Annotated in this window: 13 protein-coding genes, 2 tRNA genes and 1 riboswitch; of the genes, 11 read left to right on the top strand and 4 right to left on the bottom strand. The window is 69.4% G+C overall.

Annotation, left to right across the window (positions count from 1 at the left end):
- Positions 1-134 precede the first annotated feature (134 nt).
- The 4 genes from ACFVYE_RS23125 to ACFVYE_RS23110 all read left to right on the top strand — a co-directional run bounded on the left by ACFVYE_RS23125 (position 135) and on the right by ACFVYE_RS23110 (position 5,057).
- The gene (locus tag ACFVYE_RS23125) at positions 135-704 is read left to right on the top strand and encodes a hypothetical protein (RefSeq protein ID WP_389607149.1); all 570 of its coding nucleotides are present in this window, start codon (positions 135-137) and stop codon (positions 702-704) included.
- A 209-nt stretch (positions 705-913) separates the two neighbouring features.
- Entirely contained in the window at positions 914-3,034 is a 2,121-nt protein-coding gene (locus ACFVYE_RS23120) for a DEAD/DEAH box helicase (protein WP_383972598.1), read from the top strand.
- A gap of 305 nt (positions 3,035-3,339) precedes the next feature.
- On the top strand, positions 3,340-4,893 hold the full coding sequence (locus tag ACFVYE_RS23115) for an amino acid permease (RefSeq protein ID WP_383972597.1): 1,554 nt from the start codon (positions 3,340-3,342) through the stop codon (positions 4,891-4,893).
- Between the two features lie 91 nt (positions 4,894-4,984).
- Positions 4,985-5,057, top strand: a tRNA-Lys gene (locus tag ACFVYE_RS23110).
- A 242-nt stretch (positions 5,058-5,299) separates the two neighbouring features.
- On the opposite strand, the gene ACFVYE_RS23105 is transcribed toward ACFVYE_RS23110, so the two are convergent.
- A complete protein-coding gene (locus ACFVYE_RS23105) occupies positions 5,300-6,178 on the bottom strand; it encodes a hypothetical protein (RefSeq protein WP_389607146.1) in 879 nt (292 codons plus the stop codon).
- A 399-nt stretch (positions 6,179-6,577) separates the two neighbouring features.
- Between ACFVYE_RS23105 and ACFVYE_RS23100 the strand changes: the two genes are divergently transcribed.
- Positions 6,578-7,873, top strand: coding sequence for a penicillin-binding transpeptidase domain-containing protein (locus tag ACFVYE_RS23100; protein WP_389607144.1), 1,296 nt, complete (start codon positions 6,578-6,580; stop codon positions 7,871-7,873).
- Between the two features lie 46 nt (positions 7,874-7,919).
- Here ACFVYE_RS23100 and ACFVYE_RS23095 read toward each other — a convergent pair whose 3' ends face one another.
- Both ACFVYE_RS23095 and ACFVYE_RS23090 read right to left on the bottom strand, forming a co-directional pair.
- Positions 7,920-9,308, bottom strand: a complete 1,389-nt coding sequence (locus tag ACFVYE_RS23095) for an FAD-binding oxidoreductase (protein ID WP_383972591.1) — start codon at positions 9,306-9,308, stop codon at positions 7,920-7,922.
- Positions 9,309-9,536: 228 nt separating this feature from the next.
- Positions 9,537-9,947, bottom strand: a complete 411-nt coding sequence (locus ACFVYE_RS23090) for an SHOCT domain-containing protein (protein WP_383972589.1) — start codon at positions 9,945-9,947, stop codon at positions 9,537-9,539.
- Positions 9,948-10,223: 276 nt separating this feature from the next.
- On the opposite strand from ACFVYE_RS23090, the gene ACFVYE_RS23085 reads away from it, so the two are divergent.
- The 6 genes from ACFVYE_RS23085 to ACFVYE_RS23060 all read left to right on the top strand — a co-directional run bounded on the left by ACFVYE_RS23085 (position 10,224) and on the right by ACFVYE_RS23060 (position 16,106).
- A complete protein-coding gene (locus tag ACFVYE_RS23085; protein WP_383972587.1) occupies positions 10,224-10,445 on the top strand; it encodes a hypothetical protein in 222 nt (73 codons plus the stop codon).
- A 102-nt stretch (positions 10,446-10,547) separates the two neighbouring features.
- Positions 10,548-11,747, top strand: coding sequence for an SPFH domain-containing protein (locus ACFVYE_RS23080; RefSeq protein WP_389607141.1), 1,200 nt, complete (start codon positions 10,548-10,550; stop codon positions 11,745-11,747).
- 121 nt (positions 11,748-11,868) lie between these two features.
- Positions 11,869-11,942: transfer RNA gene (locus ACFVYE_RS23075), tRNA-Met, on the top strand.
- Between the two features lie 313 nt (positions 11,943-12,255).
- Complete coding sequence (locus tag ACFVYE_RS23070) at positions 12,256-13,344, top strand: PP2C family protein-serine/threonine phosphatase (protein ID WP_383972609.1); 1,089 nt, start codon at positions 12,256-12,258, stop codon at positions 13,342-13,344.
- A gap of 334 nt (positions 13,345-13,678) precedes the next feature.
- Positions 13,679-13,831: riboswitch (cyclic di-AMP (ydaO/yuaA leader) on the top strand.
- An 11-nt stretch (positions 13,832-13,842) separates the two neighbouring features.
- The gene (locus ACFVYE_RS23065; protein WP_383972583.1) at positions 13,843-15,021 is read left to right on the top strand and encodes a M23 family metallopeptidase; all 1,179 of its coding nucleotides are present in this window, start codon (positions 13,843-13,845) and stop codon (positions 15,019-15,021) included.
- A gap of 140 nt (positions 15,022-15,161) precedes the next feature.
- Complete coding sequence (locus ACFVYE_RS23060) at positions 15,162-16,106, top strand: aldo/keto reductase (protein WP_389607139.1); 945 nt, start codon at positions 15,162-15,164, stop codon at positions 16,104-16,106.
- A 63-nt stretch (positions 16,107-16,169) separates the two neighbouring features.
- On the opposite strand, the gene ACFVYE_RS23055 is transcribed toward ACFVYE_RS23060, so the two are convergent.
- A complete protein-coding gene (locus ACFVYE_RS23055) occupies positions 16,170-17,726 on the bottom strand; it encodes a PrsW family intramembrane metalloprotease (protein WP_389607262.1) in 1,557 nt (518 codons plus the stop codon).
- Between the last annotated feature and the right edge of the window lie 41 nt (positions 17,727-17,767).

The raw sequence follows: 17,767 nt of genomic DNA, 5'->3' as shown, positions 1-17,767 counted from the left end.
GCGCAGGAGGCGTGCGGGAGGTGTGCGGGCCGGGCGCGGGGCGTGTCCCCTGCGGGGCAACGGGAGTTGGGCACGACGCCCCCGCTTTTTCCCGTAACGCTCCGCCCCTTTTTCGTACCCCGGAGGTGCCTCCCGTGCGCCAGTTGTCCGCCCCCGTCCGATGGGCGGCCGTCATCGCAGTGACGGTCGCCGCGTCCACAGGCTGTATGAGCGTCGGCGACGACGGAGGGAAACCGGCTCCGTCGCCGTCGTCCGAGCCGAAGGGGAGCACGGCGGGGCCGGACGGCACCACCGTGGCGGGCACCGGCGGCGCCCGCCACGGCGGTGGCGGTGCCGAGGCCCATTCCGAACGGGAGGCGGCCGAATCGGCGGAGCCGAGCGGCTCCGCCGGCCCTTCGGGCTCGCCCGGCGGCGTACGCCCCGGCGCGAAGCCGGGTGGTCCGGGGCCGACGGGAGATGGCGGGCTGCCGGTGCCCTCGGTCTCGCAGCCGGGGCCCGGGGTGCCGCAGCAGCCCGAATCCCCGCCGCCGTCCCAGCCGGCCAGCCCCGAGCCGCCCGCCTCCCCGGAGCCGGAGCCCTCGGAGCCGGCGCCGCAGTCGTCCGCCTCGTCGGCGGCTCAGCTCCGCCACGATGCGATGAGTGCGCTCAGGGAGCCGTCGGTGCTGCGGACACCGGATGTCTCGCCGCAGGTGGGGCCGGTGTAGCAGGGGGGTGAGGGAGGGCGGTTTGCGCAATGTGGGGGGGAGTGCGTATGGTGGTAGATCGTTTGATCCCATTGCCCGGCGCCGAAACAGAAGCGCGCCGTGTGGCGCGTACTCTCCCTTGCCGTGGCTGGACCGCATTGAGGCGGTCGAAATTGCGAATCACGGAGTTACGGGCGCGTGCCGAGACTCCGGAAGGTTTCGCATTTCGCATGTCAATTTCCAGTTCTGACTACACCGTCATGCCCGAGAACATCGAGAACGACGAGCTCGTCGAGGCCGCACAGGCCGTCGTAGCCGAGTCCGCCGACTCCATCGAGGCAGACGCCATCCAGGCCGAGCAGGCCGACACCGACTCCGCCGTCGACGCGGATGACGACGCGGACGCCGAGCCGACCGTCACCTTCGGCGACCTGGGCCTGCCCGAGGGCATCGTCCGCAAGCTCGCGCAGAACGGTGTGACCGCGCCCTTCCCGATCCAGGCCGCGACCATTCCGGACGCCCTGGCAGGCAAGGACATCCTGGGCCGTGGCCGTACCGGCTCCGGCAAGACCCTCTCCTTCGGTCTGCCGACCCTGGCCTCGCTGGCCGGCGGCCACACCGAGAAGAAGAAGCCCCGCGCGGTCATCCTCACTCCGACCCGTGAGCTCGCAATGCAGGTCGCGGACGCGCTTCAGCCGTACGGCGATGTGCTCGGTCTGAAGATGAAGGTCGTCTGCGGCGGTACGTCGATGGGCAACCAGATCTACGCGCTGGAGCGCGGTGTCGACGTCCTCGTCGCCACCCCGGGCCGGCTGCGCGACATCATCAACCGGGGCGCCTGCTCCCTGGAGAACGTCCAGGTCGCCGTCCTCGACGAGGCCGACCAGATGTCCGACCTGGGCTTCCTGCCCGAGGTCACCGAGCTGCTCGACCAGGTTCCGGTCGGCGGTCAGCGCATGCTCTTCTCCGCCACGATGGAGAACGAGATCGGCACACTGGTCAAGCGCTACCTGAACAACCCGGTGAGCCACGAGGTCGACAGCGCCCAGGGCAACGTCACGACCATGACGCACCACGTCCTCGTCGTGAAGCCGAAGGACAAGGCGCCGGTCACCTCCGCCATCGCCGCCCGCAAGGGCCGCACCATCATCTTCGTCCGCACCCAGCTGGGCGCCGACCGCATCGCCGAGCAGCTCGTCGAGGCTGGCGTCAAGGCGGACGCACTCCACGGCGGCATGACGCAGGGTGCCCGTACCCGCGTGCTCGCCGACTTCAAGGACGGTTACGTCAACGCGCTCGTCGCGACCGACGTCGCCGCCCGCGGTATCCACGTCGACGGCATCGACCTGGTGCTGAACGTGGACCCGGCCGGTGACCACAAGGACTACCTGCACCGTTCGGGCCGTACCGCCCGTGCCGGCAAGTCCGGTGTCGTCGTCTCGCTGGCGCTGCCGCACCAGCGCCGCCAGATCTTCCGCCTCATGGAGGACGCGGGCGTCGACGCCTCGCGTCACATCGTGGGCGGCGCGGGTGCCTTCGACCCGGAGGTCGCCGAGATCACCGGCGCCCGTTCGCTGACCGAGGTCCAGGCCGACTCCGCGAACAACGCCGCCAAGCAGGCGGAGCGCGAGGTCGCCGACCTGACCAAGCAGCTGGAGCGCGTCCAGCGCCGCGCCGGTGAGCTGCGCGAGGAGGCCGACCGCCTGGTCGCCCGTGCCGCGCGCGAGCGGGGCGACGACCCCGAGGCCGCGGTGGCCGAGGCCGCCGCCGAGGCGGAGGCCGCGATCGAGGCCGCCGTCTCCGTGCCGGAGCAGCCCGCCGCCCGTGACGACCGTCGCGACGACCGAGGCAACTTCGACCGTCGGGACAGCCGCGGCGGCGACCGTGGTGGCTACCGCGGTGGCAACGACCGTCGTGACGACCGCGGTGGTGACCGTGGTGGCGACCGTGGTGGTTTCCAGCGTCGTGACGACCGTCCGTCGGGTGGCTTCCGCCGCGACAACGACCGTCCGTCGTTCAACCGCGACCGTCGTGACGACCGTCCGTCGGGCGGCTTCCGCTCCAACGACCGTCGTGACGACCGTGGTGGCCGTTCCTTCGACCGCCGCGACAACGACCGCCCGTCGTTCAACCGCGACCGTCGTGACGACCGCCCCTCGGCCGGCTTCCGTTCCGGTGGCAGCGACCGTCCGTTCAACCGCGACCGTCGTGACGACCGTCCCTCCGGCGGCTTCCGTTCCGGTGGCAGCGACCGTCCGACCGGCCGCCGCGACGACCACCGTGGCACCGGCACCAACACCGGTTCCTTCGGCCGCCGCGACGACAAGCCGCGCTGGAAGCGCAACGGCTGAACGCCGTGAAGCAGACCTGCTGAAGGTCTGCTGAGGTTCTCCGAAGGCGGGCCCGCTCTTTATGAGTGGGCCCGCTTTTCTTTTCGCTTCCACTGCATGGGCAACGACTGCTGACAGCCGACAACTTGCCTGGGGGCACGCATCGGTGGGGCCCGACTCGGCATTGACGCGTACGCGGATCGCCACCGGCCGGCAGACGTACCAGGGCATTTTCCGGGTACGCGGCCGGGTACCCGGCGCGGGGCGTCGTATCTGGGACAGGATCCGGCACATGTCATGCCCCCAGTGGGGGAATCGCTCGGGGCATGACAATCAACTCCCCAGTGCCACCGGCGAGTTCATCGGGATCCGATGAAGCGAGGCTCGCCGAACTCGGATACACCCAGGTTCTCGCCCGCCGGATGTCCGCCTTCGCCAACTACGCCGTCTCGTTCACAATCATCTCGGTGCTCTCCGGCTGTCTCACGCTCTACCTCTTCGGCATGAACACGGGCGGGCCCGCCGTCATCACCTGGGGCTGGGTCGGCGTCGGCCTGATGACGCTGTTCGTCGGCCTGGCGATGGCCGAGATCTGTTCGGCGTACCCGACCTCCGCCGGCCTCTACTTCTGGGCCCACCGGCTGGCCCCGCCGCGCTCGGCGGCGGCCTGGGCCTGGTTCACGGGCTGGTTCAACGTCCTCGGCCAGGTCGCCGTCACGGCCGGGATCGACTTCGGGGCGGCGTCCTTCCTGGGCGCGTATCTGAACCTCCAGTTCGCCTTCGAGGTCACTCCCGCCCGTACGATCCTGCTCTTCGCAGCGATCCTGCTGCTGCACGGCCTGCTCAACACCTTCGGGGTGCGGATCGTCGCGATCCTGAACAGCGTGAGCGTGTGGTGGCACGTCCTCGGGGTCGCCGTCATCGTCGGCGCCCTCACCTTCGTACCGGACAAGCACCAGTCGGCGTCCTTCGTCTTCACCGAGTTCGTGAACAACACCGGCTGGGGCAGCGGCTTCTACGTCGTGTTGATCGGCCTGCTGATGGCCCAGTACACCTTCACCGGCTACGACGCCTCCGCCCATATGACGGAGGAGACGCACGACGCGGCCACAGCAGGCCCGCGCGGCATCGTCCAGTCGATCTGGACCTCGTGGATCGCGGGCTTCGTCCTTCTCCTCGGCTTCACGTTCGCCATCCAGTCGTACGACGGGGCGCTGGACTCCCCGACCGGCGCCCCGCCCGCCCAGATCCTCCTGGACGCACTCGGCGCCACCACCGGCAAGCTCCTGCTGCTGGTCGTGATCGGCGCGCAGCTCTTCTGCGGAATGGCGTCCGTGACCGCCAACAGCCGCATGATCTACGCCTTCTCCCGGGACGGGGCCCTTCCCTTCTCCCGTGTCTGGCACACGGTCAGCCCCCGCACCCGCACCCCTGTCGCCGCGGTCTGGCTGGCCGCCCTCGGCGCCCTGGCCCTGGGCCTCCCGTACCTGATCAACGTCACGGCGTACGCGGCGGTGACCTCGATCGCCGTGATCGGCCTGTACATCGCCTACGTCATCCCCACTCTGCTCCGCCTGCTCCGGGGAGACGACTTCACCCCGGGCCCGTGGCACCTGGGCCGCTGGTCCCGTCCGATCGGCGTGGTCGCGGTGGCCTGGGTCGTGATCATCACGGTGCTCTTCATGCTGCCGCAGCTCTCGCCGGTCACCTGGGAGACGTTCAACTACGCCCCCATCGCGGTCCTGGTGGTCCTCGGCTTCGCCGCGACGTGGTGGCTGGCCTCCGCCCGTCACTGGTTCCTCAACCCGAATCACAAACGCACTACCACCCCCGACGAACCTCGTGGAAGCTCCGCCGACACTCCGGTGAAGCCCCTCTGATGCCTCCTGATTCCTTCGCGACGGGGCCCGGCAACCGATACCCGATCGGCGGCCGGGCCCCGGCGGGCTATGCTCAGGGGTGATTCGCCGGGGGCCGTTAGCTCAATTGGCAGAGCAGCGGACTTTTAATCCGTTGGTTGTGGGTTCGAGTCCCACACGGCCTACGCGTGGCGGGCGAGGGGGGAACCTCTCTGACCTGCGGCTCAGCGCCCCGACCGGTTTCTGCCGGGCGGGGCGCTTCGTCGTACGGGGGTTCTTGCGCCAGTCCCCGTTCCGCTTCCCTGGGCAGACCGAACACCAGGTCACCTCCCGGGGCTTGGACGCTCCAGGTGCCTGTGCTTTACGAAGTGACGTCTCGGAGTGCCGGACGAGCCGTTGCGGTCGCGCACGACGAAGGAACGTGTGGTTACGACGGCTGGGCGTCGCGTTCGCCCCGTTGGGTGGCGTTCTTGCGCTCCTGCACGTGGGCGCAGGTCATCAGGCCGAGAAGGGCGACCAGGAGTACGGCCGAGGAGCCCGGTGTGCCGAGATCGAGGCCACCCTTGGCGGCAGGCTTGGTGAGGAAGTCACCGGCGGTGGCGCCCAGGGGGCGGGTGAGGACGAAGGCGATCCAGAACAGCGCGACATTGGGGACGGCCGGCACGCGCATCAGGGCGGCGAGTACGGCCAGGAGCGCTGCGACGAGCAGGGCGCCGCCTGCGTAGCCGAGGCCGGAGCTGTCGGAGAGGAAGTCGCCCATGGATGTGCCCAGTGTGTTCGACACCAGGATCGCGGACCAGAAAAGGGCCTCACCGCGGAAGGTGACGATGTCGCGGATGGCGAAGGTCTGTCCGGTGAGCCTCCAGACGATGAAGATGGCGGTCAGCAGGGAGACCAGGATCGCGGCACCCGCGGGGTATCCCATGCCCAGGCCCTGTGGGCCCCAGCCCAGTGAGGTCGTGCCCGCCGCGAGGTACTCGGTACTGGCGTCACGGTTCATGAAGTCCGACATCGTGGTGCCGGCCATGCTCGTGGACAGGATGACCGTCCAGTAGAAGAACGGGTTGTAGCGCTTGGACCGCAGCTGCACCACCAGCGTCAATACGAACACCAGGAACAGTGCGACCGTGGTGAGGAAGTAGCCCACTCGCAGCGTCTGGGAGAAGAGATCTCCCGCCGTCTCGCCGAGGGTGGTGGCGGCGATCTTCATGATCCAGAAGGTCAGAGTGACCTCGGGGAGCTTCTTCATCACGTACCGGCGCTCACTGGTGACATCCACCGCGGTGAGGAATTCCGACTGTTCCAAGGCGCACTCCTGGTCGACCGTTCGGTGCTTCACTGCGTGGGCAATGGGCGACCGGTTGTCGTGGGACAGCGGTGAACGGCATCAGGCGCCCCATTCGCACCGGTGCGCCGGCTTCTCGCCGCATCCCCACGTCTACGCAACGTAGACCGTCTACAGCAATGTAGACGGTGTGACACTCCCGCCCGAAGGTCACGCCGCCCACAGAGAACGGGCGTTCCGGTCCGGTCGGCCCGGTGCTCTCCGTGAGCTGGCAGAGTGATCATCATGTCCTCGCCAAACAGGCGCCTTGCCGCCCGCGCCGCCCTTCTCACGCTGCTCATCGTTCCTGTCTGGGGCTGCTCGGCAGGGACGGAACCCGTTCGTGGATCCGCCGGAGGGAAGCCCTCGCCGTCGTCGCCGATGAGTACGGGGCACGAGGGGCTGGGCGACATCTTTGTCGACGGGCGGGCCGTCACCGGGTCGAAGCCGTCCGGGAACGCGAAGATCCCGTACCGGCGCACGTACGTGGACGGTGGGCTGTACGCGGCCGTTACCGGATACCGGTCCATGGCCTTCGCGCGTGCGGGGCTCGAAGGGGTCTACGACGATGTGCTGACGGCCGGTCTCGTTGACGGCGGGTCAGGTTCCGGCGATGTGATGACCACCATCGATCCGGGTGTGCAGAAGGCGGCCGGCGATGGGCTGAGGGGCCACCAGGGTGCCGCTGTCGCCATGGACGCAGAGAACGGGCACATTCTGGCTCTGGTGAGTGCGCCCTCGTACGATCCGTCGTCGTTCGCCGGCAACGCAACGGCGGACGCCGAGGCGTGGAAGAAGCTGACGGGCGGCAAGGGCAAGCCGTTGCTCAACCGGGCACTTCACGAGGCCGTGGCGCCGGACGAGACGTTCGAGGTCGTCGTGGCGGCCGCCGCCCTTGAGCGGGGTGTATACGCGTCGGTGGACGAGAACACCCGCAGCCCGCTCCCGTACACCTTGCCCGGAAGCAGCACGGAGCTGCCGAGCGATCCCGCCCATTGCCCAAACGCCTCCATCCGGACGGCTCTGCGGTACTCGTGCCGCAATGTCTTCGCGGCCATGGCTGTTGAGGTGGGGCAGTCCCGTCTCGCGTCGACGGCGGAAGCCTTCGGCTTCAACGATGACGGGTTGCTCGTCCCCGTACGTGTGGGGAGAAGCAGTTGTCCCGAGGGTGATGTCAGCGAAACGGAGGCGGCGCTCACCGGTACCGGAGGAGGTGGAGTCACTGCCACGCCGGTCCAGATGGCCAGGGTCATGGCCGTGATCGCCAACGGCGGGAAGCGCGTCGACCCCCAACTGGTCGCGAAGGTGGTCCGTGCCGACGGGAGTGTGGAGAAGCCGAGGAGTGCTGCCGGCGCGCACACCGGGCGGATCATCGGTCGGAGGACGGCCGAGCAGCTGCAGTCGGCGCTGGAGACATCGGTATCCGGCGCAGTGGCCGAGCGTGGCGGTGCGCCGGGCGCGGTGATCGGCGGCAAGGCCGGATGGGCTCCGCCCGCGCGTTCGTACGGGGGCGAATCGAACGCGTGGTTCATCTCTTACGCCCGCTCGGGGCAGGGAAGGCTGGTCGCGTTCGCCGTTCATGTCGGAGACCCCGACGACAGGATCGATGAGGCCGCTGGTTCACAACCGGCTGTCCGTGTCGCGGAGGGGATGAGCAGGGCGGCCGCGAGGAGCTGACGGCCGTGTCCGACGGCGCCGTACGCCGAGTGATGGGGGCGGCAGCTCAGGCCGCCGGCTCGATGTTCTGGTTGGTGTGGAAGAAGTTGTGCGGGTCGTAGGTGCGCTTGATGGCCGCGAGGCGGTCGTAGTGGTCGCGGTAGGTGGCGCGTACCCGGTCCTGGGTCTCGCCCGCGCCGATGAAGTTCACGTACGTACCGCCCATGGAGTGCGGGTTCAGCTCCTCCCAGTAGTCCACGCACCACTGCCTCAGCTTCTCGGCGTTGTCCGGGTCCGGGTCGATGCCCGCGATGACCCCGGACCAGACCGCGTCCCGGTAGGCCCAGGCGGTGTCGTCGGGGCCCGGTCGGTGGGCGGCGCCGTCGACCGGGTACAGGTGCATGGTCGACAGGTCGGTGGGGAGGTTCTCGGCGTACTTGGCGTGGACGGCGATCGCGTCGTCGGTGATCCGGTCGAAGAAGTTGCCGCGCCAGTACCACTGCAGGCCGGTGGGGAGCAGCTCGTCGAACATGGCCTGCAGGGCGGTGTAGGGCATCGGCGCCGTGAAGTGGAAGGCGGGCGGCCCGGGGTCGTTCACGGGTTTCAGGGTGGCTTCGAGGAGGTCTGGGTCGCCCGTCCAGCACCACACGACACCGCACATCTTCTGACCCTGGACCTCCTCCGGGAAAGGGGGACCGGGCGGCACGGTGAGTGCGGCGAAGAAGCCGTTCAGGTCCTCGGGGGCCTGTGGCAGGAAGTCGCGGTACCAGCGCAGTATCTCGGGGGTCCGGTCGAGCGGCCAGAGGGTGATGGCGACGCCCACGGTGTCCACCGGGTGCATCCGGAAGGTGAAGGAGGTGACGATGCCGAAGTTGCCGCCCCCGCCGCGCAGCGCCCAGAACAGGTCGGGGTGGGTGGTGCCGCTCGCCGTCACCGCAGTGCCGTCTGCCAGGACCACGTCCGCGGCCAGCAGGTTGTCGGCCGTCAGGCCGTATCTGCGGGTGAGGTGGCCGTGGCCGCCGCCCAGGGTGAGGCCGCCGACGCCGGTGGTCGACTGGATTCCGGCGGGGGTGGCCAGTTGGAAGGCGTGCGCTGCGTGGTCGAGGTCGCCGAGCGTGGCGCCGCCGCCGACCGTGGCCGTTCGCGCGGTGGGATCGATGTGCGCCCAGCGCATGGGTGACAGGTCGATGGTGACGCCGTCGTCCGCCAGACACAGGCCGGCGCCGCTGTGTCCGCCGCCGCGGACCGCGAGCACGAGACCCTCGTCCCGGACGAAGTCGACCGCGGCCATGACGTCCGCTGTGTCGCTGCACCGCACCACGGCCGCCGGACGTTTGTCGATCATGGCGTTGTAGATCGTGCGGGCGGTTCGGTACTCCGGGTCCTGCGGACCGATGACGGGACCGCGCAACGCGCTCCGCATCGCGTCCAGGGTTTCGGGCGTGGTGCCGTTCATGGTCCGGCCATCTCCCTGCTCGCCGAGATGGGGACCGCACTCCGTCCGGCCCGCCCTGTCGGGCCGTCGGAGTGTGCAGATGTACGCCGGCGCTCCGGCGCCCCCAGAACCGCGGGCGGAAGCGGCCACCGTGGGCTGATGTCTCAAGCCTCCCCGCGGTCCGGGAGCCGTGCCAGTTCGCCGAACCGGGTGGAGGGAGACATACGCGTCACGGCTGCGGGGACGTGCTCAGACGAGGAGCTTCGTCTTCGCCCGCTGGTACTCCTCGTCCGTGATGGCGCCCCGGTCCTTCAGTTCGGCGAGTTTCGCCAGGTCGTCGACGTGACCGCCCTTCTTCGGGGCGCTCGCGTCCGAGGTGCCTGCGGCTTCCCGTACGTACGCCTTGAAGGCCGCATCACGTTCCTGGACCTCCTTGATGTCCCGCTTCCCCATGGATTTGCCGCGCACGATCACGTACACGAGGACGCCGAGGTACGGCAGCAGCAGGGCCACGATCAGCCAGCCGGCCTTGCCCCAGCCGCCGAGGTCGTCGCTGCGGAAGATGTCCGAGACGACCTTGAAGAGCAGGAACAGCCACATGATCCAGAGGAAGAACCAGAGCATGGTCCAGAAGAGGTTGAGCAGGGGGTAATCGTCCACTGTCGGCTCCCTGATCACCGCGAGTCCATCGCGTCGACTGGCTGAATGGTAAAACAGTCATATCACCACATAACTACCCTCGCTCGTTGTCGTTCGGGGCCGTCCTTCGGAGCGATCCTCCGGGGCGGGCCCGGAGTACCGTGGAAGTGTCGAGGGAGGCTCAAGCCTCCAGGAGGCGGGGTCGCCTCGTGTTCATGGAGCGGCGTGAGAAACGGCGTGGGCAGCGGCGTGAGCGGTGGTGTGAGCAGGCGTACGCAGGGACACTCGCGAGGGCGCATGCACACGGCGGATGAGTCCGCCCGGAGCCCGGTCGGGGCGCTCGGGCGCGTCACTGTGCCGATTCCCGCCGATGGTCCGGGCGAAGTGCTGGTGGCCGTACGGGGTGGGTCGGAGGCCTACACCGCATGGTCGGCGACGTCGATCGACAGGGACGTACGCGTCGTTGTCGTCGACTCGGTCTCGGCGCGGGGCGTGATCGTGGAACGACTGCCGTCCTGAGCCGAAGCAATGACGTCACTACGCCGAGCAGTGAGGTGTCTGCGCCGAGCAGTGGCAGTGACGTAGGCAGGTCGTGCAGTTACGTACGGCAGGAGTCTTCCGATGTTCTTCTGGCACGTTCCCGCCCCCAACGAGGCGATGCTCATATCCGGTTCCAAGGGGCAGAAGCTGGACACCCAGTTCCGGATCGTCACCGGACACGGCAGTTTCGTGCTCCCCGTGAAGCAGAAGGCGCGCATGCTCTCCCTGGCGCTGCGCGAGGCGGAGATCACCGAGGACTGCGTGACGCAGCAGGGCATCCGCCTCAACGTCCGGGCCGTTGCCGTCTTCAAGGTCGGCGACGACGCCGTGTCCATCGCCAACGCGGCGCGCCGCTTCCTGACCGAGCAGGAACAGATGGAGGAGCTCGTCGGCCGGATCTTCGCAGGCCACCTGCGTTCCATCGTCGGCGGACTGACCGTGGAGCAGATCATCCGCGAGCGCAACCGGGTCTCCCAGGAGGTCATCGCGGGCAGCCACGGCGAGATGGAGAAGCTCGGCATCGTGGTGGATGCCCTCCAGATCCAGGAGATCGACGACGCCACCGGCTACATCAACAACCTCGCCGCCCCGCACGCCGCCGCGGTCGCCAGCCAGGCCCGGATCGCCGAGGCCAGGGCCGACCAGGAAGCCAGCCAGCGCGAGCAGCAGGCCGCCGCGCTCAAGGCGGAGTACGAGCGTGACACCGCGATCAAGCGGGCCGGCTTCCTCGCCGAGACCGAGCAGTACAACGCCCGCGCCGCGCAGGCCGGACCGCTCGCCCAGGCCAGGGCCTCGCAGGAGGTCATCGAGGAGCAGACATCGCTGGCGGAGCGGCAGGCCGCTCTCGCCGCGCAACGGCTCGAGGCGGAGGTCCGGCGGCCGGCGGATGCCGAGGCGTACCGGCAGCGCACTCTCGCGGAAGCGGCCCGTGACCGGGTGAAGTTCGAGGCCGACGGCAGCGCGTACACCGAACGGACCCTCGCCCAGGCGCAGGCCGACGCCAACAGCGTGCGCGCCACCTCGCTGCGCGACGGCAACCAGGAGCTCATCGCGGCCAACCGCATCGTGGAGAACCTGCCCGCCCTGGCCGACGCGGCCGCCCGCGGCATGTCGGGGGCCGACCTCACCGTTCTCAACGGCACCAACGGTGTCAATGAGATGGCGGCGGGCGTGGTCGGCCAGGGGCTGGCGATCCTTCACTCGCTGCAGCGCGGCGCGAAGCCGATGAAGCCCCCGGCGGTCGACGGGAAAGCCACTCCTCGCATCACCGAGACGCACTGAGGGGGCGGGGCCACGCGGTTCGGCGTCACCACGTCGGGGGGCACGGACCGGGCGCCGAGTGGCCATGATTCGCCGAGTGGTCATTCGCGCGCCGAACATGCCGTAGAGTTGTGTTTACCGACGCGGGGTGGAGCAGCTCGGTAGCTCGCTGGGCTCATAACCCAGAGGTCGCAGGTTCAAATCCTGTCCCCGCTACTGAAGAATCAGGCCCGGCACGCATGCAGCGTGCCGGGCCTGATTCATTTCGCGTCGCGTTCCGGGACGTGGGACGGCCGGCCTGCGGGCCCATGAAGGAGCAGGTCCGGGCGGTGTGTGACCTGTACCACGTATGTACCCCCATTGGTCGATGAGGAGTCGCCGCACGGCTCCGCTCCGGCGAGCCTGGGGGTGGGGCGCGGTACCGTCCGCAGCCGCGCGCGTACCGGGCAGGAGACCACAGGTGTGGAAGCGGCTGAAGCGGCGCGGCAGACATGCCGAGGGTGGCACCCGTTCCCGGCGGTTCGTCCGCATGCTGCCCGCCCTGATGATCCTCGGCGGGCTGGTGTTCGATCTCTTCACCCCGCCGGTCTTCACTGCCATTCCGCTGTTCGTGGCGGCCCCGCTGATCGCCGCGCCGTTCTTCTCGCTGCCCAGCACCATCTGTACCGGCATCGCCTCGATGCTGGCCGTCACCGTGCTGCGGCTGTACAGCAACCCGTTGCCGTTGGTCGTGCCGTTGATCGAGCTGCTCACCCTGGCCACCGTCTCGGTCCTCGCGGTCGTGATCAACACGGTCGTACGGCGCGGCAATGAGCAACTGGCCTCCGCGCGGGTCATCGCGGAGACCGCCATGCGGGCGGTGCTGCCGAAGCCGTCCGACCGGATCGGCGGGCTGCATGTGGCGGCGCGGTACGAGGCGGCGCAGGCTGACGAGTTCGTCGGCGGAGATCTGTTCGCCGTGGCGGACACCCCGCAGGGGGTGCGTCTGGTGGTCGGGGACGTACGGGGGAAGGGGCTCGACGCCGTGGAGTCGGTGGCGGTGGTCATCGGGGCGTTCCGGGAGGCGGCCGAGCAGGAGCGTTCGCTGGAGGGCGTGGCGCAGCGGCTGGAGCGGGCGCTGGCGCGGGAGGGGGCGAGGGGCGGGCTGGACGCGGTCGAGGGCTTCATCACGGCCGTACTGGCCGAGATCCCGTCCGGGGTGTCCCGGGTGCGGATCGTCAACCGCGGTCACCCCGAGCCGATCCTGCTGCACCCGGACGGGGCGGTGGAGGTGCTGGGGTCCACGGTGCCGGCGCTGCCGCTCGGGATGGACCTGGGGGTGTGGCCCGACCGGGCGGACGAGTGGGATCTGCCGGCGGGGACGACTCTGCTCCTGTACACCGACGGTCTCTCCGAGGCGCGGAACTCGGACGGGGTCTTCTACGACCCGGCGGCCCGGTTGCGCGGGCGGATCTTTCCGGGGCCCGAGGAGCTGCTGTCCGCGCTGACCGATGACGTGCGGCTGCACACGGGCGGTGAGACGACCGACGACATGGCGCTGCTCGCGGTCGTACGTCCCGCAGAGGGGCAGCCGGACCGGCGCAGGACCGTGAAGATCGTGGGCCAGGAAACGACGTGACGGGTGGGGCGGGTGCTTCGTGTGGATCGGGTGCTTCGTGCGGGTCGGGTGTCTCGCGCGGGTCGAGTGTCTCGCGCGGCCTGGGGCGCGGCCTCGGTCCGGGATGCCACCGTACGTAACCGAAAGGCGTCGCTCCGCATAACATTTGACGCAACGTCAGAAACCGGGTAATGGCTGAGGGTCGATCAACTCGTCCGATTCCACCCGGTTGTGTCCCGTAAAGTCCAGGCCAAAGACCTGAACGATCAGTGGGAACAGCTTGGAATCAGACCCGTGTGTCTATTAACGTTCGATAACGCAGCGCGGTCGTCCCAGCCGTCGTCAGTGGCGGCACCGTGCGCGAGCGCCGAATTCCGCAAGGGAACCGGGGAACCACCTACATGGGGTGAATCGGACACCTGTGTCTCGTGAGAGGCAGAGGGGCCCGTAGGAGACCTTCCTGCTCCGAACCCGTCAGCTAACCCGGTAGGCGAGAAGGAAGGAAAGGAGTGCGCCCCCGTGGCGTCCAACAAGCCTGCCCCCGAGGCCCCCTCTCGGTTCAACCCCGAGTTCAGTTCCGACTTCGGTGCCGACTTCGGATCCGATTTCGGCTCCGACTACGGAACCACCGGGACGGGAACGGCGTTCGGCGCCGAGACGGGCGGCGACTTCGCCGGTGAGTTCGGCAGCGAATTCCGCGCCGACGTCAACGGCGAGCCCGACAGAAGCTGGGACGAGTGGAACCCCACCGAGGAGTCCGTCCGCCCCGTACGCGGCAAGCATCGCGTCGCCAAGCAGCGCAACGGACTTGCCCGTAGCTCCACGGTGCTCGGGGTCGGTGTCATCGCGGCAGTCGGCGCGGGCGGCATGGCCACCGCGCAGAGCAAGCCGCCGGTCTCCATCTCCCTTCCCGACTCCATCTCGGACAACCTCCCCGACGCCAAGTCCCTTCCCGGCGTGGGCTCCCTGTTCTCCGGCGAGTCCGATGCCGACAAGGCCGCCGCCGTCGCTGCCGCCCCGCTCACCACCGCCGGCCTCACCACCGCCGAGGCCGAGCAGGGCACGGCGGACGCGGGCGAGGCACTCCGCGCCCGCATCCTCCAGCAGGCCGAGCAGCAGCAGGACGCCGCCGACGCCGAGGCCAAGGCGGCCCAGGAGAAGGCGGCCGCGGAGAAGGCCGCCGCCGAGGCCAAGAAGCAGCAGGACGCGGCCGAGGCCAAGGCCGCCGCCGAGAAGAAGAAGGCGGAGGAGGAAGCCAAGGCGAAGGCAGAGGCCCTGCGGCTCGCCAAGCTCGCCGCCAGCTACGCCATCCCGACCTCCTCGTACACGATCACCTCGACCTTCGGCCAGGCCGGCTCGATGTGGTCCTCCGGCTACCACACCGGCCTCGACTTCGCGGCGCCGACCGGCACCCCGATCAAGGCCGTACACGGCGGCACCATCAAGTCGGCAGGCTGGTCCGGTTCGTACGGCTACCGCACGGTGCTGGAGCTCGAGGACGGTACGGAGCTGTGGTTCTGCCACCAGTCCTCGATCGGCGTCAGTGTCGGCCAGAAGGTCACCACCGGTGAGACCATCGGCCGGGTCGGTGCGACCGGCAATGTCACGGGCCCGCACCTCCACCTGGAGGTCCACACCCCCGACGGTACGGGCATCGACCCGATGGCCTGGCTGCGCGACAAGGGCCTCAACCCCTGATCCGCCGGCCGCCTCCCGGCCTTCGTGATCCGAGCCCATTCACAGGCCGTTGAACCCCGGCAGTCCTGACGCTCACCCCCCGACGTCAGGGCTGCCGGTCTGCCGGAATAGCGGACCTGCCGGAATCCGTTGATCCAGTTATGACTTCTCTTCGTAAGCTGGGCCCTTCCGGCCTCCAGGTCTTTCCGCTCGCCCTCGGCGGCAACGTCTTCGGCTGGACCGCCGACGAGGCGCAGTCGTTCGCCGTGCTGGACGCCTACACCGCGGCGGGCGGCAACTTCATCGATACCGCCGACGCCTACTCCGCCTGGATCCCGGGCAACGAGGGCGGCGAGTCGGAGACCGTCATCGGCAAGTGGCTCGCGGCACGCTCCAACCGTTCCGACATCGTCGTCGCCACCAAGGTCGGCGCCCACCCCTCGTACAAGGGGCTCTCCGCCGCGAACATCAAGGCCGCGGCCGAGGAGTCGCTGCGCCGGCTCGGCACCGACCACATCGATCTGTACTACACGCACTTCGACGACGAGACCGTCCCGGTCGAGGAGATCATCACCGCCCTCGACCAGCTGGTGAAGGAGGGCAAGGTCCGGGAGATCGGCGCCTCCAACATCAGCCCCGAGCGGCTCCAGGCGTCCCTGGACTTCTCGGAGCGCGAGGGGCTGGCCCGTTACGTCGCCCTGCAGCCGCACTACAACCTGGTCTCCCGCGACACGTATGAGGGAGAGCTCCAGGACACGGCCGCCCGGGCCGGGCTCGCCGCCGTCCCGTACTTCTCCCTGGCCTCCGGCTTCCTCACCGGCAAGTACCGTCCGGGTGCTTCGGTGGAGAGCGCGCGGGCCGAAAGGGCCGGTCAGTACCTGGAGTCGGAGCGGGGACAGAAGGTCCTGGCAGCACTCGACAAGGTCGCCCGGGAGCGCGACGCGGAGATCGCGACCGTCGCGCTTGCGTGGCTCGCTTCCCGGCCGACCGTCGCCGCGCCGATCGCCTCGGCCCGTACGGTCGAGCAGCTGCCCGCGCTGGTGGCCGTCGCCGACCTCTCGCTGACCGAGCAGGAGCTGGCGGACCTCACCGAGGCATCCGCCTGACGCGGGGCGGCCCGGCCTTCCGGATCGCGGACGACTGGCCGTTAACGCCCCTGGAGCGCTGTGCTACTGCTGTGGCGGCGGCCGGTGCGGGGCCAGATAGGGGTTGTAGCCGTAGCCGCCGTACTGCGTGTGCTGCGGGAACGGGTGTGCGTAAGGGGCCGTCGGCAGGCGGTGGGGGCGCAGGCGGCCCGTCGCCTGCGCCGCGTACGTCAGGGCGGGAGCGGCCACGTCCCTGCGCTGCCAGAGATGATGCAGCAGCTCCAGCTCGCGCTCGGCGAAGTCCGGGCCCGCCGCCCCGCGGCGGGCCTGCCGGCGCAGCGAGGCCAGTGATGTCGCGAACGATTCGTACTCGGCGACGGCGCGGGCGGCAGCCCTGCCGCGGGCCTTGGCCCGTGCTTTGGAGTGAGCCCTGACCTGGGCCGACGGCCCGCCTCCGGGCGACGCAGGTCCTGGCCCGAATCCCGGCGCGTATCCCGGTCCGTATCCCTGCGGGTATCCCGGTCCGTAAGGGTTTCCCCAGGCTGCGGCGACGTGTCGTTGGCGTGCCGCGTCGCGTGCCATGCCGCGGGCCCGCATCGAGGAGAGGGCGAGCGGTTCGGCGGGGGTCAGCCAGCCCGCCGCCGCATAGGCGGGCAGCTCGGCCGAGAGCGTACGCAGCTCCCGCTGGCGCGACCAGATCGCCAGCCAGGTGACCAGGCCGAAGACCGGGACCATGAACACCCCGTACACGGCATAGAAGCCGTACGGGCCGAATGACGCCGATCCGTTCCACAGGGCGTGCATGCCCATGGCGAGGACAAGACCCAGCAGCGGCAGCGCGATGCGGCGGATCCGGCGGTGCCGCGCACTGACCGCGGCGAGCCCGAAACCTATTCCGGTCAGCACCGTGAAGAGCGGATGCGCGAACGGCGACATCACCGCCCGTACGAAGAACGTCGCTGCGGTCACCGAGACGACGCCCGAGGTGCCTATCTGCTGGTCCTCACCGAAGGCGGTGCCCAGGTAGAGGATGTTCTCGGTGAAGGCGAAGCCGCTCGCGGTGAAGCCGGCGATGACGACACCGTCGACGATTCCGTTGAACTCCCGCCTTCGGAACAGGAAGATCAGCAGGACGGCCGCGGCCTTGGCGCTCTCCTCGATGACCGGTGCTATGACCGTGGCGCCGAGGGTGTCGGCGTCCGACGGGTCGGCGGTGGCCGTGGCTATCCAGCGGGTCGCGAACGAATTCGCGATGATCGCGACCAGGGCGGCCGCGAACGCACCCCAGGCGAAGGAGAACAGCAGATTCCGCCACGGCGCCGGTTCGACCCGGTCCAACCAGCGGAACGCCGCCATCAGGAGCGGGACGGGCAGCACGGCGAGACCCAGACCTACGAGAAACCCCTCGGTGCCTGTCTGATCGCGGACCAGGGCCAGGATCGCCAGACCGCACAGCGCGAGCGCCGTGAACACGGCCGCGAGACGGAATGTCCTGCTGCGCCACACCATGCCGACGCGGCGCGGCCGGTAGCGCCAGTGCCTGCGCTCCGGCACGGCAGCCAAAATCTCGCCGACCCGCTGCTCCTCGAGAAGCGGAACGGCCGGCTGCGACTGCCGCTGCTGGACAGACCCGTCGGACACCACCCGATGACCCTAACGACCAGCACTGACAGCTGGCCATG

The organism is Streptomyces sp. NPDC058239, assembly GCF_042882185.1.
GTDB lineage: Bacteria > Actinomycetota > Actinomycetes > Streptomycetales > Streptomycetaceae > Streptomyces.
Note: the sequence above shows the minus strand (reverse complement) of the source record. Positions and strands in the feature narration are given on the sequence as shown.

Excerpts from the sequence above, each read along its gene's own strand:
- ACFVYE_RS23060 (WP_389607139.1), top strand. The coding sequence starts at position 15,162 with ATGACTTCTCTTCGTAAGCTGGGCCCTTCCGGCCTCCAGGTCTTTCCG.
- ACFVYE_RS23120 (WP_383972598.1), top strand. The coding sequence starts at position 914 with ATGTCAATTTCCAGTTCTGACTACACCGTCATGCCCGAGAACATCGAG.
- ACFVYE_RS23085 (WP_383972587.1), top strand. The coding sequence starts at position 10,224 with ATGCACACGGCGGATGAGTCCGCCCGGAGCCCGGTCGGGGCGCTCGGG.
- ACFVYE_RS23070 (WP_383972609.1), top strand. The coding sequence starts at position 12,256 with ATGCTGCCCGCCCTGATGATCCTCGGCGGGCTGGTGTTCGATCTCTTC.
- ACFVYE_RS23080 (WP_389607141.1), top strand. The coding sequence starts at position 10,548 with ATGTTCTTCTGGCACGTTCCCGCCCCCAACGAGGCGATGCTCATATCC.
- ACFVYE_RS23095 (WP_383972591.1), bottom strand. The coding sequence starts at position 9,308 with ATGAACGGCACCACGCCCGAAACCCTGGACGCGATGCGGAGCGCGTTG.
- ACFVYE_RS23115 (WP_383972597.1), top strand. The coding sequence starts at position 3,340 with ATGACAATCAACTCCCCAGTGCCACCGGCGAGTTCATCGGGATCCGAT.
- ACFVYE_RS23100 (WP_389607144.1), top strand. The coding sequence starts at position 6,578 with ATGAGTACGGGGCACGAGGGGCTGGGCGACATCTTTGTCGACGGGCGG.